This is a genomic window from Lentzea sp. NBRC 105346 (assembly GCF_030269605.1).
GTDB lineage: Bacteria > Actinomycetota > Actinomycetes > Mycobacteriales > Pseudonocardiaceae > Lentzea.
In genome coordinates, this window is the sequence record NZ_BSTQ01000006.1 from 264,668 (window position 1) to 289,938 (window position 25,271).

A 25,271-nucleotide genomic window follows, 5' to 3' on the forward strand; every position below is an offset into this window, starting at 1 on the left:
ATGGTCAGCTGCCGCTGAGCTTTTGCATGTCGCCGTGGTGGTCGTCGTCGACCTGGACGAAGTTCTTGATCGCCGTGTCGACCGACTCGTGCGTCTGCTCCAGCACCGTGCGGTACGCGGTCATCACGTTCATGAACGAGAGCTGGTCGCCGTCCGCGCGCGCCTCGAACTTCGAGGACATCGCGTCACCCACCGGGTTCGTGCCCAGCGGCGCGGGACGTGCGAGCCGGCCCGCGCGCTCGAGCCACGACTCCACCTGGTCGATCTGCTCGCGCAGCAGCTTGCGCAGCTGGTCGCCGGTGGCCGGGTCGAGGGACACCTGACCCGCACTGACGTTGGTGCCCAGCGCGACGGCGTGGCCGTTCACGGACAACGGGGGCGGCGGCTGCTGGTCGGCGGCGTTCGCGGGCTCATCGATGTACATCGGGCTTCCCCTGGGCGCGCGGTTACTGGGTCAGCCTCGAGCTTGGGGGTAGCCGCCAACGCCGGACCAACGCGCCGCCAATGCGAAAAGGCCGCCCACCGGAAATCGGTGAGCGGCCTTTCGGCTGGCGAGAGATCAGACGTCGAACCGGTCGGCGTCCATCACCTTCACCCAGGCGGCCACGAAGTCCCGCGCGAACTTCTCGCGCGCGTCGTCACTGGCGTACACCTCGGCGATGGCGCGCAGCTCGGAGTTCGAGCCGAACACCAGGTCGACGCGGCTGCCGGTCCACCGGACGGCACCGGTGGCGCGGTCGCGGCCCTCGAAGGTCTCCGCGTCCTCCGAAACAGCCTTCCACTCCGTGTCCATGTCGAGCAGGTTCACGAAGAAGTCGTTGGTCAGCGCCCCCGGCGTGGACGTGAGGACACCGAGCGACGACTGCTGGTAGTTGGCACCCAGCACCCGCAGGCCGCCCACCAGGACGGTCAGCTCGGGCGCGCTGAGACCGAGCAGGTTCGCGCGGTCGACCAGCAGGTACTCCGACGGCAGGCGGTTGCCCTTGCCGCGGTAGTTGCGGAAGCCGTCCGCGGTCGGCTCGAGCGGGGCGAACGACTCGACGTCGGTCTGCTCCTGCGTCGCGTCGGTGCGGCCGGGCGTGAAGGGGACCTCCACGGTGAAGCCGGAGGCCTTCTCGATGGCCGCGGCGCCGCCCAGCACGATGAGGTCGGCCAGCGACACCTTCTTGCCGAAGGACTGCTGGATGCCCTCGAGCGTGCGCAGCACCTGCGCCAGGTTGTCCGGGTCGTTGACCTCCCAGTTCCGCTGCGGCTCCAGGCGGATGCGGGCACCGTTGGCGCCGCCGCGCTTGTCGCTCGAACGGAACGTCGAGGCCGACGCCCACGCCGTCGAGACGAGCTGGGCGACCGTCAGACCCGAGGCAAGGATCTGCTCCTTCAGAGCGGCCACATCGTCGGACGAGATCAGCTCGTGGTCGACGGCCGGGACGCGGTCCTGCCAGATCAGCTCCTCCTGCGGCACCAGCGGGCCGAGGTAGCGCTGGATCGGGCCCATGTCGCGGTGCGTCAGCTTGAACCACGCGCGGGCGAACGCGTCGGCGAACTGCTCCGGGTGCTCGTAGAAGCGGCGCGAGATCTGCTCGTAGATCGGGTCGAACCGCAGCGCGAGGTCCGTGGTGAGCATCGTCGGCGGACGCGTCAGCGAGCCGTCCTCCGGGTCCGGCACGGTGTTCGCGCCGGCGCCGTCCTTCGCCACCCACTGGTGGGCGCCGGCCGGGCTCTTGGTCAGCTCCCACTCGTATTCGAACAGGTTCTTGAGGAACCCGTTGCTCCACTGCGTGGGCGTCGACGTCCAGGTGACCTCGAGGCCACTGGTGATCGCGTCGCGGCCCTTGCCGGAGCCGAAGCTGTTCTTCCAGCCGAAGCCCTGCTCCTCGAGCGGAGCGGCCTCGGGCTCGGCGCCGACATACTTCTCCGGGTCGGCGGCGCCGTGCGTCTTGCCGAACGTGTGACCACCGGCGATGAGCGCGACGGTCTCCTCGTCGTTCATCGCCATGCGGCGGAACGTCTCGCGGATGTCGCGGGCCGCGGCCAGCGGGTCCGGGTTGCCGTTGGGGCCCTCCGGGTTGACGTAGATGAGGCCCATCTGCACCGCGGCCAGCGGGTTCTCCAGCTCGCGGTCACCGGAGTAGCGCTCGTCGCCGAGCCAGGTGCGCTCGGGGCCCCAGTAGACGTCCTCGTCGGGCTCCCACACGTCCGCGCGGCCGCCGGCGAAGCCGAACGTCTTGAAGCCCATGGTCTCCAGCGCGCGGTTGCCCGCGAAGATCATCAGGTCGGCCCACGAGATCTTGCGGCCGTACTTCTTCTTCACCGGCCACAGCAGGCGGCGCGCCTTGTCCAGGTTTCCGTTGTCGGGCCAGCTGTTCAGCGGCGCGAACCGCTGCATGCCGGCGCCGGCGCCACCGCGGCCGTCCTCGATCCGGTAGGTGCCGGCGCTGTGCCACGCCATGCGGATCATGAACGGGCCGTAGTGGCCGAAGTCGGCCGGCCACCAGTCCTTCGACGCGGTGAGCACCTCGTCGACGTCCCGGGCCAGGGCGTCGAGGTCGAGCGTCTTGAACTCGGCGGCGTAGTCGAACTCCCCGCCCATTGGGTTGGCCACGACGGGGTGCTTGCGGAGGATCCTCAGGTTGAGCTGGTTCGGCCACCAGTCGCGGTTGCTACCACCCTCGGTCGGGTGGTTGAAACGCCCTGCCGAGACCGGGCAGCCGCCCGCCCCCTCCTCGTTCATCTCTCCGATGACGGCGTTAGGACTGTCGGACACGGGAATCCTTCCAGGTGTTCAGGAACTGGTTGAAGTCGAGCAACCAGAGCAGATGCCCCAGTAGATGACCTCCGCCTCGTCGATCTCGAAGCCATGATCATCCGATGCGGTCAAACAGGGTGCCTCCCCGACCGCGCAGTCCACGTCGGCGATGACGCCGCAGGACCGGCACACGATGTGGTGGTGGTTGTCTCCGACCCGCGCCTCGTAGCGCGCCGGGGACCCTGGCGGCTCGATGCGCCGCAGCAGTCCCGCCGCGGTCAGCGCGCGCAACACGTCGTAAACGGCCTGGTGGGACACTGCGCCGAGCCCGTCGCGCACGATCCCGATGATCGAGTCCGTGTCCGAGTGCGGGTGCTGGTGCACCGCGGACAGGACTGCGATCCGCGGGCTCGTCACACGCAACGAGGCGTCGCGCAGCATGCGCTTGAAGTCGGAGGCCGTGGGCACAGCCGAAGTCTTGCCCGTTTTCTTGAATGAGTCAAGTTTTTGAGCCGATGTGACTCGATCGGGCGGTGTCCATTCGAGACGGACCGGTTCGTTTCAGTAATGGCTGAAAACTTCCGCGGGCTCCCCCGGAGCGTTGCTAGCTTTCGCGCGAACGCTGAGACGCACAAGGGGAGAAAGATGCGAAAGTCCTTCAGGGCAGCCATGATCGGCCTGGTAGCGGGCGTGTCGATGCTGGGAATGGTGAGCCCGAGCTCGGCCGCGACCGGCTTCGACCGCTGCCCGGCCGGCTACGCGTGCCTGTTCACCGGGTCCAACGGCACCGGCAAGATGGCCTACTTCCGGGTCGGCTCCAGCGACCTGCGACTGCAGGGCGTCGACAACAACGTCTGGTCCATCCGCAACCGCAGCGGCAAGTGCTTCCACGGCTACAGCGACCCGAACTACCGCGGAGACCACCTGTTCGGGTGGCCCGGCAACCTGAGCGACGGCACCAACAGCACCACCTACACCGCGACGCGGCTGAGCTCGGTCAAGGTCGGCTGCTAGTACTCCTGGACCGCCGACGGGTGCAGATGCGCATTCCACACGGGCGCGGCATGGTCGTGTGAGTCGACGCCCGCGAAGAACGCATCTGCAACCGCGGCCTCGTCGAACCCGGGATCCTCCATGAACTTCGGGCTGAAAACCGCGAAGTCCGACGATTCCGTCTTCGGGAGGTACGGGACCGCCATCTTGATCGACAACGGCTCCAGGCCGTACCGCACGGCCTCGACGAGCAACGCGTCCCGGCGGCCCTCGTCGGAGTGCAGGTAGGTGTCGATCACGAGCACCGCGCGCAGTGCGCCGTGTTCGTTGGTCTCGAACGCCTCCTGCGCGGCACGCGCGGACACGCCGATGTCGTCGTCGATCAGGTAGCGGTCCCAGCCGCGTTCGCCGTCGGCGTGCTCGTAGGCGAGGATCGGGATCAGCGTCTCGCCGTCGGAGACGCTCCAGATGCCGTGGGCCGCCCAGAAGCCGGCCAGTGCCGCGGTCTCGATCATGGCGGGCAGTGTTGCAGGCGCAAGCAGTTCATGTCAGCGAAACGACACAAGGTCCATTGTGGAGTTTTCGCTACCGTTGCGGGTGGTGTTCGACGGGATGGGGCACAACCTGTCGCGCGAGTTGTGGCCCGAGCGGATCGCGGCGCTGGTGAACCGGACTCGGTCGCCGAGGTGACCGCGTTCCGAAGTGGTCCAGGCCATTTGCAACGCGCCGGCGCGCATCCATCGGACGGCGCACCGACCCGCCGGCGTTCTGACCGGCCAGTCGTGCAAATAGTCCGCAGTGGACGGTCGCGCGTCTCGGTTGGCTGCGTCCTACGGCTACTTGTGGAAACGGTTTCCTGGTCGATCGACGTCTGATGTCCCGCGGGTTCGGGCTGGTAGTGATTTCGATGCCCCGCCCTGATGAATCGAGGACATCCCGTCATGCTGCGTTCAACGCGGTCACGAGTCGCGGCGTGTGCCGTGGCCGGCGCCGCGATCCTCACGCTCACGGCAGCGCCCGCCATCGGCGCCGCCGCCAAAGGCCCGGAAGACGCGAAGACAAGAACCACAAATGACTTCGACATCCGCAAGACCAGGCAACACGGGCTCGCCGCCCAGCGGGTCGCCGACACGGGCCGGATCCGCGCCGAGCTCGGGCAGCAGGCGCTCGTCGACGTCGATGAGCTGACCGGCACGCCACGCGTGCTCGGGCGCACCGACGGGTTCCTCACCGGCCCCAGCTCGCTGCCCGCGCAGGAGATCGCGCTGCGGTACCTGCGGGAGCACGAGAACGCCGTCGGCCTCACCGCGGCCGACCAGGGCAACCTCAAGCTCCGCAAGGACTACGTCGACGCCGCGGGCACGCACCACCTGTCCTTCGTGCAGCAGGCGGGCGGGGTCCCGTTGTTCGGCAATGGCCTGAAGGCGCACGTCGCCAAGGACGGCCGGCTCATCCAGCTCGACGGCTCGCCGGTGCGCGGCCTGCCGCAGCGGCTCGGCGTCGCGGCGAAGGCGGCGCCCGCCAAGGACTCGAAGCAGGTCGCGTTCTTCGACGGTGACACCGTGCGGCTCGCCTGGTCGACCATCGCCAGGCCGAAGCTCGACGAGATGTACCTCGAGGTCGTCGACGCCCGCGACGGCACCCTGTTGTTCCGCAAGAACCTCGTGCAGAAGCACTCCGACGACACCACCGGGCTCGCCTGGGGTGCCAAGCCGGGCAAGCAGCAGGAGGTCGACCTGGCCGCGCGCGGCTGGCTGCCGGCCGGCGCCAAGGTCCTCGACGGCAACGTGGCCCACGTGGGATCGGACTACAACGGCGACTACAAGATCCAGCCCGAGGAGGAGGTCGGCCGCAACGCCGACGGCACCTTCCGCTACAGGTTCAAGGACTTCACCACCAAGGTCGGCTCACCGTGCTCCGCGGCGTACCGGTGCACCTGGGACCCGAAGACCGACGGCTCCTGGAAGGTCAACCGCGAGCAGAACGCGGTGCAGGTGCTGTCCTACATCGGCACGTTCCACGACCACCTCGCGTCGTTCCCGATCGGTTTCACCAGCAGCGCGGGCAACTTCGAGAAGACCGACGGCGACGCCGTCGAGGCGCACACCCTGCTCGGCGTGGGCAAGGACAAGGTGCCCTACAACAACGCTTTCATGGCGACGCCGCCCGACGGGCAGCCGCCCAACATGGGCATGTTCCTGACCCACAACCCGGACGACCCCAACGACACGTTGATCGCGGGCAACATGGGTGACGTGGCGGAGGTCGTCTTCCACGAGTACGTCCACGGCCTGTCGAACCGGCTCGTCGTCGACTCCTCCGGTCTGTCCACTCTGGACGCCGAGCAGTCCTATGCGATGGGCGAGGCCTGGGGCGACTGGTACGCCTTCGACTACCTCGCCGAGAAGAAGCTGGTGAAGGACACCGCCGAGCCCGGCGAGATCGTGAACGGCGGCGCTCTCTCGGCCGGCCAGAACAACTTCCGCAGCGAGCCGACGGACTGCCCGGTGGGCACGACCTCGCCGAAGTGCCCCGGTTCGCCCGGTGCCGGCCCAGGCGGCTACACCTACGGCGACTACGGCCGCGTCATCGACTTCGCCGAGGTGCACGCCGACGGCGAGATCTGGGCGCAGACGCTGTGGGACCTGCGGACCGCGCTGGGCGTCCCGCTGACGAGGTCGCTGGTCACCAGGGCGATGGAGCTCACGCCCGCCAGCCCGTCCTTCCTGGACATGCGCAACTCGATCCTCCAGGCCGACTCCGTCGTCAACGGCGGTCAGGCGCACACGAAGATCTGGCAGGTCTTCGCCAAACGCGGCATGGGTTTCTTCGCGGGCTCGGTGACCGGTGCCGACGTCAGGCCGGCCGAGGACTTCAGCACGCCGCCGCCCACGGGCACGCCCACCGGGTCGGTTTCCGGCCGGGTCGTCGACTCCGAGACGGGCCTGCCCGTGACCGGCGCGGCGGTGCGGATCGCCGGCCACGACTCGGGCTTCTTCGGTGACAAGTGGGCGGCGACCGACGAGGACGGTCGCTACACGATCGAGAACGTCGTGCCCGGCACGTACCCGAAGATGTACGCGTTCATCCCCGGCATGGACGGTCAGCAGCGCGCGGTGAGTGTGCGGTCCGGCAAGAACACCGTCGATTGGGCGCTGCGCCGCGACTGGGCGACGTCGACGACGGGTGCCGAGGTGACGGCGTTCAACGGCGCCGACTACTCCCAGTACGGCTGTGGCCCGTCCGACCTGCTGCGGCGGACGCCCACGGGCAGCGGCGGCTGGTCCACCGACGCGACGAAGGCCGCGGGCGGCGGGCTCGAACCGAGGTCCATCACGATCAAGCTCGGTCAGGCCGTCGACGTGTCGGCCGTCGAGATCGACCCGTCGGGCACCTGCGGCGACGACTCGTCCGCGGCGGCCAAGGACGTCACGGTGGAGACGTCGGTGGACGGCACGACGTGGGTCGCCGCGGGCAAGGCGAGCTACACGACCAAGGAGCTCGGCGCGCTGCATCCGATCGCGCTGGCGTCCGGGAGCACGGCGAAGGTGCGGTTCCTCCGCTTGACCATCCTGGCCAACCAGGTGTCCCTGCATCCCGAGATCGACTGCGCTCCGGGCAAGAGCGCGGCCGGGTGCTTCTACTCGGATGTGGCCGGCCTGGCGGTGCGCGGCACCGTGGGCTGAGTGCGTACGGCCGGGCCCGTGGTCAGTACGGCCACGGGTTCGGCCTGCACACCTTGCCGTCCTGCGGAATGTCCGCGCCCTGGGGCACGCCGCCGGTGATCCGGACGATCTCGTCGTTGGACACGCTGAACGTCTGCTGCATCATCACCGGCGCGGGCCCGCCGCCGGCCGGGCAGGCCCGGTGCCCCTGACCGAAGAAGTGCCCGGTCTCGTGGTTCACCATGTAGCGCCGGTAGTTCTCCAGATCCCCGTCGAACGCCACCGCGCCGCGGATCCAGCGGGCCGCGCTCAGCACGACCGCCTGCCCGTCGCGGCACGAGACGTCGACGGGGATCTCGTAGCCGCAGATCTCCCGCGCGCTGTGCTGGGATGTCAGCCTGATGTGCAGCGCCGGCCGGCTGTCGACCCGCTGCACCGAACGCTCACCCCTGGCGGTCCAGCCGCGCGGGTCGGCGAGCGTGGTCTCCACGAACCGGGCGAACGCCTGCTCGTCGACCGTGACCCCGTCCTCCACCTCGACCGAGTAGGTGACGAGCGGCCCGGATCCCGTCTTGGCGGACGTGCCGGGCACCACGTGCCACGTGCCCGCACCGCTTGCCGGGATCGCCTCGCCGTCCGGCAGGTCGGAGCTCGACGCGTACACGCGCTTCGAGGGAGCTGTGGGAGTCGCCACAGCCGCCACCGAACCGGTGGGGGTGACCGGTTCCTCAGCGAGCGAGCGCTGCCCGAGGTGCACGCCGGTCAGCACGAGTGCGGTGACGGCGCAGGTCGAGAGAACGAGTCGGGTCCGCATGGGACAGACGTTCGCCGGAACCTGTGAAGAACCTGTTTACGCCGCGCTTGACTCCGGTGAAGCCCGGCATACTGCCGGCGTGTGCGCCCACATCCTCGTCGCGGAGGACAACGAGAACCAGGCCGAGCTGATCCGTCGCTACCTGGAGCACGACGGGCACTCGGTGGTGGTCGTGCACGACGGCCGTGCGGCGATCGACGAGGCCCGCAGACGCAACCCGGACCTGCTCGTGCTGGACGTGATGATGCCCGCGGTGGACGGCCTGGACGTGTGCCGCGCGCTGCGCGCCGAGTCCGACGTGCCGATCGTGCTGCTCACCGCACGGGCCGACGAGGACGACGTGCTGCTCGGGTTCGACCTCGGCGCCGACGACTACATCACCAAACCGTTCCGGCCCAGGCAGATGGTGGCGCGGGTGCGCACGATCCTGCGGCGCACCGGCCGGGCGCGCGAGACGAAGGCCACCGTGCTCAAGGTCGGCGACCTCGTCGTCGACCCGATCCGGCACGAGGTCACGCTCGCCGGCGAGCCGATCAGCCTGACCCCGGCCGAGTTCCGGCTGCTGTCCACTTTGGCCGCTCAGCCGCAGCGCGTGTTCACGCGCGGGCAGCTGCTGGAGGACGGGTTCATCACCGCGCGCACGGTCGACGTGCACATGATGAAGCTGCGCCGCAAGATCGAACGCGACCCGCGTAATCCCGAGCGGCTGCTCACCGTCTATGGCATTGGCTACAAACTGGTATGAGTCTCCTCGGCCGGATCTTCACGATGTCGTTGCTCATCGCGGGTTGCGCCATCGGCCTCACCGCGTGGCTCGCCAGCCAGGCGACCACCGGCAGCATCCGGCAGGAGCAGGGCGACGCCCTCGCGACCGACGCGGCGTTGTACGACGAACTCCTGGGCTACGCCGCCAAGAACAACTCGTGGCACGACGTGAAGTCCACAGTGGACAAGCTGGCGAAACAGACCGGCCGCCGCATCGCCCTGACCACCCCGGACCGCCGGCCGCTCGCCGACTCGGGCGACGCGAGCTCGCCGCAGTTGCCGGTGACCCCCAAGGCGCAGGTCGACCCGCTGAACGTCAACCTGGTGCTCAAGCCGGGAGACCGGGGCGACATCGACGAACGGGCGGTCGGCCCGTTCCGGCTCACCGAGCTGGAGCACCAGAAGCTGCGCACGGTGGCGGACCGGCTCGCGCTCTGCGACCCGATGTACAAGGTGGTCGAGGCCCCCAACGGCCACCCCAGGGCCGAGCATGGGGGCGCGAGGTTCGATGGGGACTGCACATTCGGCAACTCGCTGCTCGTCCCGACCGACACCGAACGCGCGGCGAGCACCGAGCTCATCGGGTTGCTGCGCGGCTGCGTCGACCGGCTGCCGAACCGCGTGAAGGACGACCTGGAGTGGGCGAGGCCGGAGTCGATCGACTGGTACCGCACCGCGCGCCCGCAGGAGCCCGAGGTCGCCGCGTGTCTCGCGAGTGCCCGGCGCGAGCAGCTGCGCCCGTACGTCGCACCGCCCGCGCTGCTGTTCCTCACCACGCCGACCGGTGACGAGCCGCGGCCGGTCGACCTGTCGACGGCGGGGGTCACGAGGATCGCGTTGACAGCACTCGGGATTCTCGCGCTGGCGGGCTTCGCGTCGTGGCTCACGGCCACGCAGCTGGTGCGGCCGATCCGGGCGCTGACCGCCGCGACGAAACAGATGGGCGACGGGGACCGCACCGTGCGGGTCGAGGCGGGGTCGGGTGAGCTCGGCGAGCTCGCCAGCGGTTTCAACGCGATGTCCGAGCGGCTCGCCGAGACCGAACGCCAGCGCCAGGCACTGGTCAGCGACGTGGCGCACGAGCTGCGCACCCCGTTGGGCAACATCACCGGGTGGCTGGAGGCGACGCAGGACGGCGTGGCCAGGGCCGACCCGGCGCTGATCGCGATGCTGCTGGAGGAATCCCTTCTGCTGCAACGACTCGTCGACGACCTGCGCGACCTCGCGCACGCCGACGCGGGCACGCTGCGACTGCACCCCGAGCCGATCGACCTCGCCGGCGTCGTCGCCCAGGTCGTGGCCGCGCACCAGAGCCGGGACCTGACGCTCACCGCGGACACGACGCCGACTCACCTCACGGCGGACCCGGTGCGCCTGCGCCAGGCGATCGGCAACCTGGTCGCCAACGCCGTTCGCTACACGCCGTCCGGCGGAACGGTGACGGTGCGCGCCTTTCCTGACGGCGGCTCCGCGGTGGTCGAGGTGGCCGACACCGGCGCGGGGATCGCGGCCGAGGACCTGCCGCACGTGTTCGACCGGTTCTGGCGGGCGGACAAGTCGCGCAGCCGGGCGACGGGAGGCAGTGGCCTCGGGCTGGCGATCACGCGGCACCTCGTGGAGGCGCACGGCGGCAGCGTGTCGGTCAGCAGTGAGCCGGGCAGCGGCTCGACGTTCCGCGTGACGCTGCCGAATTACCTGTCGGTTCCCCGAAAGCCCAAGGCGCCCAAACGAGACGGCCGTCTTCCTTCGTGACGGTTTGTGGCACCCTCGAAATCGGTTCATCCACAGTGCGGGGTGTTTCGTGGGGAGATGCGTAACGTGCGGTCGCGACCTGTCCGGACGGGGGCGCTACTGCTCGAACGCGTGTCGGCAGCGCGCCTACCGGCAACGGGAAAAGCATCCGAAACCAGTCGGCCTGGACCGGTTCGTCGGGCGGGTGGCGGAGCTCGCCGAGCTGGCGGCCGCGGTGCGCACGTCTCGGCTGGTGTCGCTCGTCGGAACGGCCGGCGCTGGTAAAACCCGGCTGGCCATGGAGTTCGCGGGCCGGTACGAGCACGCGCAGGTGGTCGAGCTCGCCTCGGTGACACGGGTCGCGGACGCGGTCGCGGCGGCGCTGGGCGTCTCGGCGTGGCACGAGGTGGCCGAGCAGGCGTTGCTGGTGCTCGACAACTGCGAACACGTGCTGGACGACTGCAGGAACCTCGTGCCGCTGCTGCACACCGAGTGCCCTGGCCTGCGGGTGCTCGTCACCAGTCGCGAGGCGTTGCACCTGCCCGGCGAGGTGGTGCTGCCGGTGTACGGGTTGGGCACGGACGCGGTGGAGCTGTTCGCCGACCGGGCCCGGCGGGTCACGCCGGAGTTCAAGCTGACCGACGAGACGCTCGTGCGGGTCACCGAGGTGTGCGAGCGGCTGGACGGGTTGCCGCTCGCGGTCGAACTGGCCGCGCGGCTGGTGCGGCCGTTGCCGCTGGAGGAGATCGTCGCGCGGCTCGACGAACCCTTCTCCGTGCTGGTGAGCGGATGGCGGTCCGCGCCGGGACGGCATCGGGACCTGCGGGCGGCGATCGGCTGGAGCCACGACCTGCTCACGCCCGAGGAACAGGCCGTGTTCCGGCGGCTGTCGGTGCTGGCCGGCGGGTTCGACCTCGACGCGGCCAGGGCGGTCGCGGCCGGCTCGCACCCGAGACCCGATGCGGTGGTGCGGAACCTGGAGCGCAAGTCGCTGGTCACGCGGCACGGAGCCGACCGGTTCCGGATGCTCGAGTCGATCCGGCACTTCGCCCACGAGCGACTGACCACCAGCGGCGAGGAAACCGTGGTGCGGCAACGGATGGTGGCGTGGCTGGTGGGCCTGGTCGGCGACGTCCGGCGCGCGGGCAGTCTCACCTGGCAGCGGATGCTCCTCGAGCACGACAACCTGGTGCACGCCATCGACCACCTGATGCCGGGCGACGAGCGGCGGTTGCTGCTGGCCGGGGCGTTGGCGGCGGCTCGGATCAACTACGGCTACGCCGAGGACACGCGCCGGCTGCTGGTGCAGGAGCTCGAACACGACCATCCGGACTCGCCGAGCCGGGTCCTCGCGGTACGTGAGGCGGCCAGGATCGCACAGATGCTCGGGGACGCCGACGCTGCGAAGGAGTTGCTGCGCAAGGCGATCGAACGAGCACGCGCTTCGGGCCGGGACGAGGATCTGACCCCGTTGCTGCGCACGGCCGGGTATCTCGCGGTCATGCGCGGCGACTACGCCGACGCGATCCGGATCGACCGCGAGCGTGCGGAGGTCGCGTGCGTGCTCGGTGACGCCAGGGAGCACGCACACGCGCTCAACGGGCTGGCGTGGGCGTTGCTCGCGCACGGCGACTGGGCGCAGGCCGCCCGGCTGGTCGAGCTCGCGAGAAGCGTCCCGGCGGAGGGGGAGGATTCGAGCTCCACGGCCCACACCGCCGCCGTGATCGCGCTGGAACGCGGCGATCTGGCGGCCGCGCACGATCTGCTCACGGAGGCCCTGTCGGTCAACCGGGACAGCATGATGCTCAGCCGCTGGCGGCTGGAGGGCGTCGCCATGCTCGCCCTGCGCCGCAAGCAACCCGAGCGCGCGCTCCGGCTGCTCACGGCCGTGGGGCACCTCTGCGACCAGCGGGGGATCGTCGCGGACCCGTGGTGGCGGGGCCGGGTGCGGGAGGCGGAGAGCGCGGCGGTGGCCGCCGTGCCCGCCGCGCTCGCCGAGTCGATCGCCGAGTGGGCCCAGGAGGTCGAGCTGGCCGACGTCGTCGGCTACGCGCTGGGTACGGAGAACCCGCGAGCCGTGGACGAGCTGAGCGAGCCCGAGGTGGAGGTGCTTCGCCTGCTCGCGCGCGGCCGCACGAGCCGGGAGATCGCCGCAGGTCTGGGCCTGTCCGAGCGCACGGTCGAGAGCCGGGTCCGGAGTATCCGGACGAGGCTCGGAATCGAGTCCCGGTCTCAACTGGTCGCGTGGGCCGCGAAGACCGCAGAGCTTACGTAACACGGGATTTCATCTTTTCTGCAATCTCTCCGATCGCGATTGACGCCTCGATGCGGCGCTGCTGAAATCGTTTGCAGCGCGCTGTTCGAATTTGAACGACATCGGAGGATGAAATGAATCGCGAGTCCCTGGATCTCAACGACCTTGACGTGTTCGACCTCACGGACACCGACGGACTGGAGATCGAGTCCCTCACGGCCGGCCACGGCACCGAACTGACGGCGTCGAGCTACCACAAGACCAGCTGCAGCACGAGCCGCTGATCAACGGTGGTGCCGCCCTGCCAGCCGTGGGGCGGCACCACCCCCGCCATGGGGGAGAGTGCGATGTCTTCAGCTGACTCCTGGCGCGTGCGGTCCGGGCCCGTGGTGCGCGTGGCCGGTCTGCCGGTGTCCGCGGTGCACGGTCTGCGGCGCGCGGGATCGATTCGACTGGCCCAGCGGATTATTCGCGAGAAATCGTGGCTCACCGGACGTGGTGCCATTCTCGCGGACGCTTTGTTCGACATCATCGGGTCCACCTCGCAGGCGCGTCCTGAGCTCGTGGGACTGCGGCGCGCGTTGCACGGCTCGAAGACGCCGCCACCTCGGGTGTGGAACGACTCGGTCGCAGAGGTGCTGGGCGAACCGTTGCGCGGGCAGGTGTGCGAGTGGATCGACCGCCTGGCCGCGGCCGCGAACGACGAGACGCGGCTCGCCGACCTGCTCGTCCTCGAACGCGACTCCGAGCTCACGGCGCTGCGCTGGACGCTCGCCGATCCCCGGCTGCGGCGCGGTCTCGCGCTGTCCGCCCCCACGCTGCTGGACGAGGCGCACCGGTGGCTGGCCGATCCCGGACGCCGGCCGAAACCGCAGAAGCTGTTGCGGCTGGCCAAGTACGTCTCCCGCGCCGCCGCGAAGACCAGCCCTTACAGCACGTTCATGACCACCGGCATCGGCGAATGGGCCCGGCGTGGTCCCGCGCTGGCGTTCGCCGGCCCCGGCGAGCCGGAGTGTGTGCTCGAGCTCGACGGCGCCTATCTCGACGCCGTCAAGGGTGCCCTCGTGACCTGTCCGGAGCTCGCCGACGCGGTGCGCGTGCGGGTCAACCCGAGCGTCCACGAAGCGGATGAGCGGCTGCGGTTCCTCGGCGCGCCCCCGGCCGAGCCGATCACCGGCCTGCTCGCCACCAAGGCCGTGCGGGAGTGCCTGCGCATCGCCGGGCGGGAGGGCATGACGCTCGCCGCGCTGCGCGCCGGGCTGGCGCTGGCCTGCGACGAGTCGATCCAGGTCGCGCGCCGGTTCGTCGATCGCCTCGTCACCGCCGGAGTGCTCGAGCTCTTCGTGCCGGTCGCGGACTTCTCGCTCGACTGGTGGGGCGACCTGCGCGACTGGCTGGACGCACGTTCGCAGCCGGAGACCGCCAAGCTCGTCGGCCAGCTGCACGACGAGCTGCGCCGCCCGGTGCCGGTCGCCGACATCACCGGCCACCGCGAGCGGCTGGCCGCCGTGCACAGCGCGGTCGACGAGCTCACCACCCACCTCGACGTCGCGGTCACGCCGCTCGGGGACGCGGTGCACGAGACCTCGGTCGTCCGGCACCGGCCCGCCACGCTGTCGCTGGCCCAATGGCGTCTCGCGCTGGACGATCTCGACGTGCTGCGCCGGTTCCTGGCGATCTTCGACCGGGCCGTGCCGCTGCAGCTCGCGCTGGGCACCTACTGCCGGGAACGCTTCGGCGCCGGCAGCTCGGTGCCGTTCCTCGAGGTCTACCGGCGGGTTCAGGAGGACCTGGCTGCTGATGACCCTGCCGGGACCGCCGCCGCGGCGGACCTGCGGGCGCTGCTGAGCTCGGAGGCACCGTGGTTCGAGGGACCCGCCGAGTTCCGGCTGCCCCGGTTGCGGCTGCTGGAGAACCTGCGGGCCCAGGCCCGGCGGATCGCGCTGCCCGAGCCCGACCCGGACGGGCGGGTGCGGGTGAACCCGGCCGCGCTGGCGGAGCTCGCGGCCACCTGGCCGGAGTGGATCATCCCGCCGGACTCGGTCGGCTGCTTCGTTCAGTCCCTTGTGGACGGTGGTGGTGACGTGCGACTCGTGCTGAGCACCATGATGAGCGGGTACGGCCACGGCATCGCCCGCGTGCGGCATCTCATCGCGCAGGCAGGCGAGGCGATCGTCGACGAGGACGGCTGGGAACCGCCGCCGGGACACGCGCTCGCCGAGTTGAGCGGCCTGTTCGGCTCGACGCTGAACGCGCGGCTGCCCAGCGCCGGGCTCGAGGTGGACTACCCGTTCACGGTCGGCGACCGGCCGTCGCCGCAGCGCATCCCGTTGGCGGAGTTGACGGTCCGGCACGACGTGGAACGCGATCTCGTGTCGCTGTCCGCGCTGGACACGACGATCACACCGTTGCACCTGGGCAACCAGGCGGGCTTCGCCCTGCCACCGGCGGCACGCTTCCTCACCAAGGCGTTCGGCCCGCGCGCCCTGCTGACCCACCCGTCGTTGCGGATGCTGACCGGGTCCGGCAGCGTCGAGCTACCCGAGGAGCCGGTGCACCGGCCGCGCATCGAGGTCGGGCGGGTCGTGCTGGGCCGGGAGAAGTGGCTGATCCCCGCGGGGCTCGTGCCCGCGCGGCACAAGGGCGAACCGGACGCCGGCCACCTGCTGCGGTTGCTGGACTGGTTGCGCGCCAACGGCATTCCGGACCGGTGCTACGTGCGCGCATGGCACGGCGGCAGCCATGCCGGCTTCTCCAAGTCGCGCAAACCGATCTACATCGACTTCTCCAGCAGCCTGCTGCTCGGCCTGTTCGAGCGGGAGACCGCGTCGGCCGCGTGCGTCGTCTTCGAGGAGGCGCTGCCGGAGTTGAGCGATGCGCGTGGTCCCGATCCGGACGACCCGAGCGTCGTGGAGTTCCTGATCGAACTGGCGGGTGCGCGATGACGTCGTGGGTGAGTGCGCATCTGTTCTACCAGGACAATCTGGACGGGCTGACGGTGGACCTCGCCGCTCCGGTCGCGGACGGGCTGGTCGAGGAGGGACTGGCGTCGGCGTGGTTCTTCCTGCGCTACTGGGAGCGCGGCAACCACCTGCGGCTGCGGGTGCTGCCCACGAGCGGTGCCGTCGCACGGGTGCGGGTGCGGATCGAGGAGCACGCCGAGAAGTACTTCGCCGCGCATCCGAGCGAACAACGGATGCGGCCCGACGAGTACGAGCTGATGGCCGCCGAGTTCGCCCGGGGTGAGCGACTGGACGACTACGCGAAGTCGTTGGCGCCCAACAACTCTCTTGCCTTCATCACGTATCGGCCCGAGCACGATCGGTACGGCCGGGGTGCGTCGCTGCAGGCCGTGGAACGGCATTTCGCCGAGTCCAGCCAGATCGCGCTGCGGGTGTTGCGCGGCCGGCCCACACATGAACAGCGTGACACCGCGGCGTTCGCGCTGATCCTCTCGACCTGGCTGTGCGGCGAACCCGGTGTCGACCGGCTAGCGCGGCTGGCCTGCGACGTACTGGACGCGGTGGCGCGCCGGGCCGACGCGGTGCTCGGGCCCGACGAGCTCAACGAGCGCTTCCACCGGCAGGCGCCGCGGTTGCTGACGCTGGGCACCCGGATCCTCCGGCATCCCGGCGCGGGCCCGCTGGCGCAGTGGCGGGCCTCGGTGCGCCGGCTGCGCGACCGGCTGGCGGAGCTCACCCTGTGCGGAGCGTTCGTGCCGCCGCAGACCGGGTTCACCGGCGCGTCCAGGCGGCTCTACGACGTGCTGCCGGTGCTGGACATCTGTGCGCATCTCGTGTGCAACCGCCTCGGACTGTCCATCACCGAGGAGATCTACCTGCGTTATCTGGCCGCGCGGACGGTCATCGAGCTGAACGAGGAGGGTTTATGAGCCCCGGACGGCTGCTGGCCGATTTCCACGCCACCACGGCGAAACTGGCGGCCGGTCTCGGCGGGCGCGGCGCCGCGTTCACGGGCGCGTCCTGGCGTCTCGACGTGCTGCGTTACCTGGCTGCCCGGCCGGTCATCGAGGAGGGTTCGTGAATCCCGGACGGTTGCTGGTCGACTTTCACGCCACCACCGCGGGTCTCGCGGCCGGCCTCGGCGGGCGCGGCGCCGCGTTCACGGGTGCGTCCTGGCGCCTCGACGTGCTGCGTTACCTGGCTGCCCGGCCGGTCATCGAGGAGGGTTCGTGAATCCCGATCGGCTGCTGGCCGACTTCCACGCCACCACCGCGGGTCTCGCGGCCGACCTCCGCGGACCCAACGCCGCGTTCACGGTGATGATCGCGACCGCACACGGTCTCAGTGGCCTCGACGTGCTCCGGGGAGCCGTGTCGTTCCGTTCGCACGCGGAGGCCGTGCTGCACACCGCGCGCCCGGAGGTCCGGGCGTCGTGGGACGCGCACTACGCGCGACACGCAGGGGCGCTCACCACGCGGGTCGAGGCGGTCGTCGCCGGCCGGGAACCGTTGGCGCACAGGTGGATCGAGCTGCTGCTGCCGTTGCGGCAACGGGCGCACCGGCTGGTCGCCACCGGCGAGCTGTCGTTGCCCGACATCGACGAGAACGCGTCGTGGAGTCCGTTCCACCTGGCCATGTTCGCGAACGAGCGGTGGCAGCGCACGGTCCGGCCGTCGGTGCGGTTCGCGGTCTTCCGGGTGATGTTGAACTACACCTACCTCTTCCTGGAGCGCATCGGAGTGACCGAGGCGCAACGGTTCCAGCTCTGCCACCTCGCCGCGAACGCGGTCGAGGAGGTCTATGGCGTGTCGGCACTGGAGTTGGTGAGCAGATGAGAGAGCTCGTGGTGTTGCGGTCCGGTGTGCACGGCGTCGTCACCCCGCGGGGGCGGCGGCTGCTGGCGGCGTGGCCGCACGCGCAGGACATCGGGCCGCGCACCGCGGCTCAGGACGCCGCGCTGCGCCGGCTCGCCTCCGGCCCGCTCGATCCGCACGACCTGGACGATGAGCTGCTGGACCGGTTGCGTTCCGGTGGCTGGCTCGCCACCACCGTTGTCGACAACGGGCATCCGATCTACACGATCATGCCACTGACCCCGCCGCCCCCGCGGCCGTTCGACGACGGCGAGCTCGTGCTGTCCCGGTTCGCGGTCATGCGGCAGGGCGACTGGGGCCTGGTCATCGAGTCGCCGCGGTCCTGGTGCGAGATCCGGGTTCACGACGCATCGGTCGTCGCCGCGCTGCTGGAGTCTACTGTGGACGGCAGAATGCGGCTGGACCTCGCCTGGGCGGGTGTGCTCGTGCCCGCGGGCAGTGAGGACGACGAGCTGCGGCTGAGTCAGTGGGGACCGCACGAGCTGTGGTTCCACCACCGCAGCCGGGGAGTTCCCGGCGACCGCACCGGTGCGACCTACTGGGCGCACGGCAGGTTCGAGCCACTGCCGGTCCGGCCGCCCGAGTATCCCGGACCGGTCGTGGAGCTGGCCAAGCCCGGCAGCGATCGTAAGGACCCGTCGCTCACCGAGGTGCTCGAGACCCGCCGGTCGATCCGCGTGCACGACGACGACCACCCCATCACGGCCGGGGAACTGGGCGAGTTGCTGTATCGCTGTGGCCGCACCGATTCCGTGCATCACGACGGCTACCAGGAACTGGCCGCGCGGCCGTACCCGAACGGCGGGGCCGCAGGCGAGCTCGAGCTGTACCCGGTGATCCGGCACGCCGCCGGCGTCGCGCCGGGCATGTACCACTACGACTCGCACGACCATGTGCTGCGGCTGGTCCGGTCGTCGACAGATCCGGCGGTGCGGCGGTTGCTCATCGCGGCGGCGCGCGGGACCGGCGCGGCCGAGCCGCAGGTGCTGATCGTGGTCGCGGCGCGGTTCGGGCGGCTGATGTGGAAGTACGAGGCCATCCCGTACTCGGCGATCCTCAAGCACGTCGGGGTGCTGTTCCAGACCATGTACCTGGTGGCGACGGCGATGGGGCTCGCGCCGTGCGCGGTCGGGGCGGGGGACTCGCAGGCGTTCGCCGAGGCGACCGGGCGGGATCCGTTGGTGGAGAACAGCGTCGGCGAGTTCATGCTGGGGAGGCCCGCGTGAGCGGCCTGTTGTTGCGGCCGGACTGGAACGTCGTCCCGTCGCTGCGCCCGTGGGTGGAGCGCCTCGCACCGCACCTCGACGGCACGCGTTCCCTGACCGACCTGACCGCGGACCTGGAGTCACCGCAACGGGAGCACGTCGAACGCCTGTTGTCGGCGTTGCTCCGCCAGGGCGTGGTGCGTGAGATCACCGACCTGCCGCACGGCCTGTCGGCGGACGAGCTCGCCGAGTTCGCGCCCGAGATCGAGCTGGCCGGGTCGCCGCACGCCTTCGAGAAGTGGCGCCGCGGCCGGACTTTCGTGGTGGGGGAGGGACGGCTGGCGACGGCGGTCGCGCGCGCCCTGCGGCAGTCCGGGGTTCGGCACGTCGACATCGTCGGCCTGATCAGCCTCGTACGTGGCGCCGATCTCGTGCTCCACGTGGCGGACCGGCCGATGGTCGATCGCGCCCACCGGCTGGACCGCGCGCACGAGGGAGTGTGGCACGCGATGATCACCGGTGGCGCGGCATGGCTGGCGGACTGCGCGGATCCCTGGACGCGCCTGGGGGACCAGGCGCCGCGAACGGTGAGCGCGGTCGCGGTCACCGTGGCCGCGAACCAGTTCGTGCAGCACATCTTCCGCGTTGTCACGGGTGCGGTTCCGTTGTCGCGCAAGGCGATCCGGGTGGACCTGGACGGGCTGTGGACGACGGAACACGGCTTCCTGCGGTCCGGCGCGCCACGGGACCGGATCGAGCAGCTGACCGACGAGGAGTTCTCGCGGCGGATCGCGCCGCTGGTGGACGAGTGGCTCGGCGTGCTCCACGAGCTGGACGAGCACGACTTCACGCAGTCGCCGTTGCACGTGACGCGCGCCCGAGTCGGGGACGAGCACGTCGTCGGCAGCGCGCTCGACTTCGCACGGGCGCGGTACGACGCGGCGTTGCGCGGGCTGGAGCTGTACGCCGCACGGCGGGAGGGCGTGCCCGCGTTCGCCGGTTACAGCTGGAAGGAGTCCGTGACGGCCGGGCTCGTCGCGCGATGTCGGACGCTGACGGTCGCCGAGCCGCCGGGACTCTTCCCGGCGGTCGATCCGGCCACGCTGCCGGAGGCCGGGCCGTACGTCACGCTGCTGAAGGCGACCGGCCTGCCGCTCGAGGTGTACGACGTGACCGGCTCGCTCGGCGTGCCGACGTTCGCGTGCTGCCTCGACGGCCGGACCGTCGCCTACGGCTGCGGGGTGACGGCGGCCGAGGCGTTGCGGGACGGGTTGCACGACACCTTGTTGTCTTATCAGGCAACGAAGAACGGCGAGCCCTACGCTCCACCGCCGGTGCCCGACCTGCCGCCGGCGGCGCGGGGCCCGGTGCAGCCGGTTCGCACAAGAGCGGTGCACGACGCGCGGACGTTGATAAAGGCCTTGGAAGGCCAGGGACATCACGTGTCGGTCGAGGCTTTGGACGCGGGGCTGCACGAGGTGATGCCGTTCCTGGTGACCGTGGTGATCACGTGACCATGACGGCCGCCATCGAACGGTCGCTGGGCGGATACCGCGGGCTGCCCGTGCGGGAGGAACCCGGCCGGGTCGTCATCGGGCCGTCGACCTGCCCGGTGTGCTTCGAGCTGCGGCGTTCACTCGACCACCGGCCGCCGGTCGCACCGACCGCGCTGGCGTGCGACACCGTGGCGGCCCTGGTCGCCGACGAGATCGAGGCGCTCGAGCGCACGACGGACGCCGTGCTGTTCGTGGATCTGGCGTCGCTCCGGGTCACCCGCCACCGCTTCCTGCCCGAACCGCTGTGCCCGCGGTGCGGCAACCTGCCCGACGACGGGCCCGAGGTGCTTTCCCTGCGGTCCCGGCCGAAGCGGGCCCCCGACAACTACCGGGTCGGCACGCTGCCGGACGTCCTCGACACCTACTTCGACGCGGAGACCGGCATGATCCGCGTGCTGGAGCGGGCGACGCTGGGCGGCCTGGCCGTGACGAACGCCGTCCTGCCGACGCGCGACGGCGACATCGAGGTCGGGTGCGGGCAGACCCGCGACTACCGGTCCAGCGAGCGGACCGCCGTCCTGGAGGCCCTGGAGCGGTGGGGCGGCTTCCAGCCGGGCGGCAAGCGGACGTCGGTCCGGTCGAGCTACCGGGAGCTCGCCGGCCAGGCGCTCGACCCGCGGCAGCTGGGCACGCACGCGCCCGAGGACTACCTGCGGCCCGGTTTCCGGTACCGGCCGTTCGACGCCGACGAGGTGCTCCCCTGGGTGTGGGGCTACTCGTTCGGCCGGGCGGAGCCGATCCTCGTGCCCGAGTCCGTCGCGTACTACCGGACGGGCGGCCGGCTGGTCTACGAGTGCTCCAACGGGTGTGCGCTGGGCGGATGCCTGGAGGAGGCGATCCTGCACGGCATCCTGGAGGTCGCCGAGCGTGACGCGTTCCTCTACTCCTGGTACACCCGCACGCCGCCTTTTCGGGTCGACCTGGACAGCGCGCGGGACCGGTCCGTGCCGGTGCAGGCCGCCGCGATCGAGCTGGCGACGGGCTACCGGCTGTCGGTGTACGACACGACGACGGAGACCGGCGTGCCGTGCGCGTGGGCGATGGCCGTGAGCCCGTCCGACGCCTTCGACATCCCCAAGGTGGTGTGCGCCGGCGGTGCGCACCTCGACCTGGAACGAGCCGTCCTCAACGCGTTGGGCGAGGTCGGGCACGTCACGGCGGTGCTGCGCGCGACCTTCCCGGCGTTGGCGGCCAAGGCACGGCTAATGATCGACGACCCGGACCTGGTGGTGGAACTGGAGGACCACACCACGTTGTACGGCGCCCACGAGGCGTTCGACCGGTTCTCGTTCCTGGACTCCTCGCCGGTGCGTGCGTTCGGTTCTCCCGTGCCTGGCGCGGCGGATCTGCGCGACGACCTCCTGTTCCTGGTGGACAGGTACCTGTCCCGCGGTATGGACGTGATCGTGGTCGACCAGACCACGCCCGAGCACCGGATCTCCGGCCTGTCGTGCGTCAAGGTGATCATCCCCGGCACCGTGCCGATCACGTTCGGGCACGCCAATCGCCGTCTGCACGGCCTGCCGAGGCTGGCGGGGTTTTCGCTCAACCCGAATCCTCACCCGTTTCCGTGACACCGGCTGAAGTCGCGAGGTAGTAACTGTCGAAAGCTGCGTGCCGTCGTTCGACGCGGACGTGACGGCAGGTCAGCGGGACCGGCCAGAGACATACGGGAGCGGCAATGCGGTTTCTGATGGTGCACCGGGTGGACGAGGCGGACCCCGTCGCGTGGAACCCCACGCCGGAGTTCATTGAGCAGATGGGCGAGTTCATCGAGGACTGGACGAAGCGGGGCATCCTGATCACGGCCGAGGGCGTTCACCCGTCCGAGCGTGGCGCGAAGGTCCGCAAGGCGCGCAACCAGGCGATCTCGTCGGTGGACGGTCCGTTCACCGAGGCCAAGGAGGTCATCGGCGGGTTCGCGCTGGTGAACGCCAAGGACAAGGCGGAGGCCGTCGCGCTCGCGAAGGAGTACGCGGCGCTCTTCGACGAGATCGAGGTCGAGGTCCGGGAGATCGTGGAGTTCCACGACCTGCCCGAGTGACCGGCTCGTGGGGGACCTGGCACGCCCAGGTCCCCCACGGTGCGTGTTGAGTCGATCATTCACTGTCACACTGGGCGGATGCAGCCGCCGGAGTCGTCGTCGCCGTCGTCGCGCGAGTTGTGGATCGTCGCGGACGAGGAGACCAGGGTCCGGATGCGGGGCAAGGGCCTGCGCCTGGCGATCGCCTACTTCGAACGCGACACGGCGAGCCTCGAAGCCCTGATGCCGACCGAGGAACTGCCCCTCAAACTGCACATGGCCGCGCTCTCGTTCACGCTGTCCGCGATGAACCAGGTCGAGCCGCCGGACACCCCCGAGGTCGTCTGGACGCGCGTCTCCCCGATCATCGACTCGACGACGCCGCGCGACGTGCGCCCGCGGGTCCGCGCCCTGCTGGCGTTGATCTCGCACACCATGCGCACGGCCGAGCTGAACCGTGCCTATCTGGCCGAGGAGGGCGATCCGGCCGCGTCGGCTCACTTGTACGCGGCGGTCATGGCGATGCGGGTGGCGGACCGTCCGGACGGGATCGTGCTGTTGCGGCAGAAGGCGGATGAGCTGGATCCGCCGACTAGGCGTGGCTTGCAGGCCGCCACGACGTGCGCCCGCGGGTTCGCGCCCTGCTGGCGTTGATCTCGCACACCATGCGCACGGCCGAGCTGAACCGTGCCTATCTGGCCGAGGAGGGCGATCCGGCCGCGTCGACTCACTTGTACGCGGCGGTCATGGCTATGCGGGTGGCGGAACGTCCGGATGGGATCGTGCTGTTGCGGCAGAAGGCGGATGAGCTGGATCCGCCGGACTAGGCGTCGAGCGCCCGGTCCAGCGTGATCGCCGCGTCCACGAGCGCCAGGTGCGTGAAGGCCTGCGGGAAGTTGCCCAGCTGCTCCCCGGTCGGCCCGATCTCCTCGGCGAACAACCCGAGGTGGTTGCTGTAGGTCAGCATCTTCTCGAACACCAGCCGCGCCTGCGTCAGCTCACCGGCCCGCGCCAGCGCGTCGACATAACCGAAGGTGCACAAGGAGAAAGTCCCCTCGCAGCCGCGCAACCCGTCCGGCGACGAAGCGGGGTCGTACCGGTACACGAGGCTGTCGGTGACGAGTCCGGTCCGCATGGCGCTGAGCGTGGAGAGCCACTGGGGATCCGTCGGCGCCACGAAGCCGACCTTCGGCATGCGCAGCAACGACGCGTCGAGCACGTCGGAGTCGTACTGCTGCACGAACGCCTGCCGGCCCGGATGCCAGCCGCGTTCCCAGATCTGGGCGTACACCGAGTCGCGCAGCGAGCGCCAGCGTTCCAGGGGACCGGGCCGGCCGTGGCGGGCGGCCAGGCGGACCGCGCGGTCGAACGCCACCCAGCTCATCACGCGGCCGTAGGTGAAGTCCGCGCGACCGCCGCGCGTCTCCCAGATGCCTTCCTCAGCGCGGTCCCAGTTCTCGGCCAGCCAGTCGAGCAGCGACACCACGGCCTGCCAGCCGCGGTGGCCGATGTGCAGGCCGTTGCGTTCGGCGTCGTGCAGGCTGTCGAGGGCCTCGCCGTAGATGTCGAGCTGCAGTTGACCCGCGGCGTCGTTGCCGACGCGCACCGGGCTCGATCCCCGATAGCCCTCCCAGTGGTTCAGCACCTCCTCGTCCAGGTCCGGGGTGCCGTCCACGCGGTACATGATCTGCAGTGGACCGTCGGAGTGCTCCGGGCGTTCGCGGTAGCGCCGGCCCAGCCACTGCGCGAAGTCGCGGGCCTCCGACGTGAAACCCAACGCCAGCAACGAGTTCACGGAGAACGACGCGTCCCTGATCCACGTGTAGCGGTAGTCCCAGTTGCGCTCGCCGCCGATCTGTTCCGGCAGACCGGCGGTCGGCGCCGCGACGATCGCGCCGGTCGGGGCGTAGGTCAGCAGTTTCAACGTGATCGCGGACCGGTTCACGGCCTCGCGCCAGCGGCCGCGGTACGTCGAACCGGCCAGCCAGTCGTGCCAGAAGGCAACGGTCTCGTCGAACAGTTGCTGGAACCGCTCCGGCGAGATCGCGCTGGGCGGACCGGGCGCGTCGGACTCGAGCACGACGCCACGCACCTCGCCCGCGGCGAGCGTGAACGAGCCGCGCACGGTCTCGCCGTCGGTGACGGAAGCGTTGTCCGGCAAGCCATGCAGCGTCAACGTCTGTGATCCGCTGTCCAGCACCACGCCCGCACCCGTCAGGTGGACCGCATGCCCGCGGCGGCCGTAGTCGAAACGCGCGGCGATCTCCACGTCGAACTCCATCCGGCCGCGCGCACACCGGATCATCCGCACCAGGCGGTGGTTTCCGGTCGGCTGCCTGCCCGCCGGCGGCATGAAGTCCACGACCTCGCCGGTCCCCGACTCGGTGGTGAACCGGGTGATCAGCACCGCGGAGTCCGGGTAGTACAGCTGCCTGCTCTCGTACGACTGGTACAGCGGCGACACCTGGAAATGGCCACCGCGCTCGTGGTCCAGCAGCGAGGCGAAGACGCTCGGCGAGTCGAACCGGGGGCAGCAGAACCAGTCGACGGTGCCGTTGGCAGACACCAGCGCCGCCGTCTGCAGGTCGCCGATGAGGCCGTGGTCCGCGATCGGGGGGTAGAGGTCCATGAATCGAGCCGACCACGCGTTACCCGGCGGTGACATCACTCGGGCCGGGTGAT

23 protein-coding genes are annotated in these 25,271 nt (G+C 70.3%); 17 read left to right on the plus strand and 6 right to left on the minus strand.

Annotated features, from left to right (window positions below; all coding sequences use genetic code 11):
- Positions 1 to 4: 4 nt before the first annotated feature.
- The 3 genes from QSK35_RS15625 to QSK35_RS15635 all read right to left on the minus strand — a co-directional run bounded on the left by QSK35_RS15625 (position 5) and on the right by QSK35_RS15635 (position 3,214).
- A complete protein-coding gene (locus tag QSK35_RS15625) occupies positions 5 to 424 on the minus strand; it encodes a hypothetical protein (RefSeq protein ID WP_285746629.1) in 420 nt (139 codons plus the stop codon).
- A 135-nt stretch (positions 425 to 559) separates the two neighbouring features.
- A complete protein-coding gene (katG, locus tag QSK35_RS15630; RefSeq protein ID WP_285746631.1) occupies positions 560 to 2,764 on the minus strand; it encodes a catalase/peroxidase HPI in 2,205 nt (734 codons plus the stop codon).
- A gap of 18 nt (positions 2,765 to 2,782) precedes the next feature.
- Positions 2,783 to 3,214 carry a Fur family transcriptional regulator gene (locus tag QSK35_RS15635; RefSeq protein WP_285746633.1) on the minus strand — a complete coding sequence of 144 codons (432 nt, stop codon included), beginning with the start codon at positions 3,212 to 3,214 and terminating at the stop codon, positions 2,783 to 2,785.
- A gap of 177 nt (positions 3,215 to 3,391) precedes the next feature.
- Between QSK35_RS15635 and QSK35_RS15640 the strand changes: the two genes are divergently transcribed.
- A complete protein-coding gene (locus QSK35_RS15640) occupies positions 3,392 to 3,760 on the plus strand; it encodes a peptidase inhibitor family I36 protein (RefSeq protein ID WP_285746635.1) in 369 nt (122 codons plus the stop codon).
- Here QSK35_RS15640 and QSK35_RS15645 read toward each other — a convergent pair.
- Positions 3,757 to 4,254, minus strand: a complete 498-nt coding sequence (locus QSK35_RS15645) for a hypothetical protein (RefSeq protein ID WP_285746637.1) — start codon at positions 4,252 to 4,254, stop codon at positions 3,757 to 3,759. The two genes, QSK35_RS15640 and QSK35_RS15645, sit on opposite strands and share 4 nt — an antisense overlap.
- A 426-nt stretch (positions 4,255 to 4,680) precedes the next feature.
- On the opposite strand from QSK35_RS15645, the gene QSK35_RS15650 reads away from it, so the two are divergent.
- A complete protein-coding gene (locus QSK35_RS15650) occupies positions 4,681 to 7,425 on the plus strand; it encodes a M36 family metallopeptidase (RefSeq protein ID WP_285746639.1) in 2,745 nt (914 codons plus the stop codon).
- A 22-nt stretch (positions 7,426 to 7,447) separates the two neighbouring features.
- Here QSK35_RS15650 and QSK35_RS15655 read toward each other — a convergent pair whose 3' ends face one another.
- The gene (locus QSK35_RS15655; protein WP_285746641.1) at positions 7,448 to 8,218 is read right to left on the minus strand and encodes a DUF3152 domain-containing protein; all 771 of its coding nucleotides are present in this window, start codon (positions 8,216 to 8,218) and stop codon (positions 7,448 to 7,450) included.
- Between the two features lie 79 nt (positions 8,219 to 8,297).
- On the opposite strand from QSK35_RS15655, the gene QSK35_RS15660 reads away from it, so the two are divergent.
- The 15 genes from QSK35_RS15660 (at position 8,298) to QSK35_RS15730 (ending at position 23,416) form a co-directional block, all read left to right on the plus strand.
- Positions 8,298 to 8,963: a response regulator gene (locus QSK35_RS15660; protein WP_285746643.1), complete on the plus strand. Its 666-nt coding sequence runs from the start codon at positions 8,298 to 8,300 to the stop codon at positions 8,961 to 8,963.
- Positions 8,960 to 10,735, plus strand: coding sequence for a HAMP domain-containing sensor histidine kinase (locus tag QSK35_RS15665; RefSeq protein WP_285746645.1), 1,776 nt, complete (start codon positions 8,960 to 8,962; stop codon positions 10,733 to 10,735). Before QSK35_RS15660 ends, QSK35_RS15665 begins: the two co-directional genes overlap by 4 nt.
- 49 nt (positions 10,736 to 10,784) lie before the next feature.
- Positions 10,785 to 12,989: an ATP-binding protein gene (locus tag QSK35_RS15670; protein WP_285746647.1), complete on the plus strand. Its 2,205-nt coding sequence runs from the start codon at positions 10,785 to 10,787 to the stop codon at positions 12,987 to 12,989.
- A 113-nt stretch (positions 12,990 to 13,102) separates the two neighbouring features.
- Complete coding sequence (locus tag QSK35_RS15675) at positions 13,103 to 13,252, plus strand: thiomuracin/GE37468 family thiazolyl RiPP peptide (protein ID WP_285746649.1); 150 nt, start codon at positions 13,103 to 13,105, stop codon at positions 13,250 to 13,252.
- Positions 13,253 to 13,315: 63 nt separating this feature from the next.
- Complete coding sequence (locus QSK35_RS15680; protein WP_285746650.1) at positions 13,316 to 15,913, plus strand: lantibiotic dehydratase; 2,598 nt, start codon at positions 13,316 to 13,318, stop codon at positions 15,911 to 15,913.
- 8 nt (positions 15,914 to 15,921) lie between these two features.
- The gene (locus QSK35_RS15685) at positions 15,922 to 16,860 is read left to right on the plus strand and encodes a thiopeptide-type bacteriocin biosynthesis protein (protein ID WP_285746652.1); all 939 of its coding nucleotides are present in this window, start codon (positions 15,922 to 15,924) and stop codon (positions 16,858 to 16,860) included.
- On the plus strand, positions 16,857 to 17,012 hold the full coding sequence (locus QSK35_RS15690) for a hypothetical protein (RefSeq protein WP_285746654.1): 156 nt from the start codon (positions 16,857 to 16,859) through the stop codon (positions 17,010 to 17,012). Before QSK35_RS15685 ends, QSK35_RS15690 begins: the two co-directional genes overlap by 4 nt.
- Positions 17,009 to 17,164 carry a hypothetical protein gene (locus tag QSK35_RS15695; protein ID WP_285746656.1) on the plus strand — a complete coding sequence of 52 codons (156 nt, stop codon included), beginning with the start codon at positions 17,009 to 17,011 and terminating at the stop codon, positions 17,162 to 17,164. Before QSK35_RS15690 ends, QSK35_RS15695 begins: the two co-directional genes overlap by 4 nt.
- On the plus strand, positions 17,161 to 17,766 hold the full coding sequence (locus QSK35_RS15700; protein ID WP_285746657.1) for a lantibiotic dehydratase C-terminal domain-containing protein: 606 nt from the start codon (positions 17,161 to 17,163) through the stop codon (positions 17,764 to 17,766). The genes QSK35_RS15695 and QSK35_RS15700 overlap by 4 nt, the downstream gene beginning before the upstream one ends.
- Positions 17,763 to 19,031, plus strand: a complete 1,269-nt coding sequence (locus QSK35_RS15705; RefSeq protein WP_285746659.1) for a SagB family peptide dehydrogenase — start codon at positions 17,763 to 17,765, stop codon at positions 19,029 to 19,031. Before QSK35_RS15700 ends, QSK35_RS15705 begins: the two co-directional genes overlap by 4 nt.
- On the plus strand, positions 19,028 to 20,524 hold the full coding sequence (locus QSK35_RS15710) for a hypothetical protein (protein ID WP_285746661.1): 1,497 nt from the start codon (positions 19,028 to 19,030) through the stop codon (positions 20,522 to 20,524). Before QSK35_RS15705 ends, QSK35_RS15710 begins: the two co-directional genes overlap by 4 nt.
- A gap of 2 nt (positions 20,525 to 20,526) precedes the next feature.
- A complete protein-coding gene (locus tag QSK35_RS15715) occupies positions 20,527 to 22,140 on the plus strand; it encodes a TOMM precursor leader peptide-binding protein (protein ID WP_285746962.1) in 1,614 nt (537 codons plus the stop codon).
- A gap of 107 nt (positions 22,141 to 22,247) precedes the next feature.
- The gene (locus tag QSK35_RS15720; protein WP_285746663.1) at positions 22,248 to 22,610 is read left to right on the plus strand and encodes a YciI family protein; all 363 of its coding nucleotides are present in this window, start codon (positions 22,248 to 22,250) and stop codon (positions 22,608 to 22,610) included.
- A gap of 78 nt (positions 22,611 to 22,688) precedes the next feature.
- Positions 22,689 to 23,243, plus strand: coding sequence for a hypothetical protein (locus QSK35_RS15725; RefSeq protein ID WP_285746665.1), 555 nt, complete (start codon positions 22,689 to 22,691; stop codon positions 23,241 to 23,243).
- Positions 23,210 to 23,416 (plus strand): hypothetical protein, encoded by a 207-nt coding sequence (locus QSK35_RS15730; protein ID WP_285746666.1) that lies wholly within the window; start codon positions 23,210 to 23,212, stop codon positions 23,414 to 23,416. Before QSK35_RS15725 ends, QSK35_RS15730 begins: the two co-directional genes overlap by 34 nt.
- On the opposite strand, the gene QSK35_RS15735 is transcribed toward QSK35_RS15730, so the two are convergent.
- Positions 23,413 to 25,218, minus strand: coding sequence for a glycoside hydrolase family 15 protein (locus QSK35_RS15735; protein ID WP_285746668.1), 1,806 nt, complete (start codon positions 25,216 to 25,218; stop codon positions 23,413 to 23,415). The genes QSK35_RS15730 and QSK35_RS15735 overlap by 4 nt on opposite strands.
- Positions 25,219 to 25,271 lie beyond the last annotated feature (53 nt).

Coding starts and splice junctions, on each gene's coding strand:
- QSK35_RS15625 (WP_285746629.1), bottom strand. CDS start 424: ATGTACATCGATGAGCCCGCGAACGCCGCCGACCAGCAGCCGCCGCCC.
- QSK35_RS15640 (WP_285746635.1), top strand. CDS start 3,392: ATGCGAAAGTCCTTCAGGGCAGCCATGATCGGCCTGGTAGCGGGCGTG.
- QSK35_RS15645 (WP_285746637.1), bottom strand. CDS start 4,254: ATGATCGAGACCGCGGCACTGGCCGGCTTCTGGGCGGCCCACGGCATC.
- QSK35_RS15650 (WP_285746639.1), top strand. CDS start 4,681: ATGCTGCGTTCAACGCGGTCACGAGTCGCGGCGTGTGCCGTGGCCGGC.
- QSK35_RS15655 (WP_285746641.1), bottom strand. CDS start 8,218: ATGCGGACCCGACTCGTTCTCTCGACCTGCGCCGTCACCGCACTCGTG.
- QSK35_RS15665 (WP_285746645.1), top strand. CDS start 8,960: ATGAGTCTCCTCGGCCGGATCTTCACGATGTCGTTGCTCATCGCGGGT.
- QSK35_RS15675 (WP_285746649.1), top strand. CDS start 13,103: ATGAATCGCGAGTCCCTGGATCTCAACGACCTTGACGTGTTCGACCTC.
- QSK35_RS15680 (WP_285746650.1), top strand. CDS start 13,316: ATGTCTTCAGCTGACTCCTGGCGCGTGCGGTCCGGGCCCGTGGTGCGC.
- QSK35_RS15690 (WP_285746654.1), top strand. CDS start 16,857: ATGAGCCCCGGACGGCTGCTGGCCGATTTCCACGCCACCACGGCGAAA.
- QSK35_RS15705 (WP_285746659.1), top strand. CDS start 17,763: ATGAGAGAGCTCGTGGTGTTGCGGTCCGGTGTGCACGGCGTCGTCACC.
- QSK35_RS15715 (WP_285746962.1), top strand. CDS start 20,527: ATGACGGCCGCCATCGAACGGTCGCTGGGCGGATACCGCGGGCTGCCC.
- QSK35_RS15720 (WP_285746663.1), top strand. CDS start 22,248: ATGCGGTTTCTGATGGTGCACCGGGTGGACGAGGCGGACCCCGTCGCG.
- QSK35_RS15725 (WP_285746665.1), top strand. CDS start 22,689: ATGCAGCCGCCGGAGTCGTCGTCGCCGTCGTCGCGCGAGTTGTGGATC.
- QSK35_RS15735 (WP_285746668.1), bottom strand. CDS start 25,218: ATGGACCTCTACCCCCCGATCGCGGACCACGGCCTCATCGGCGACCTG.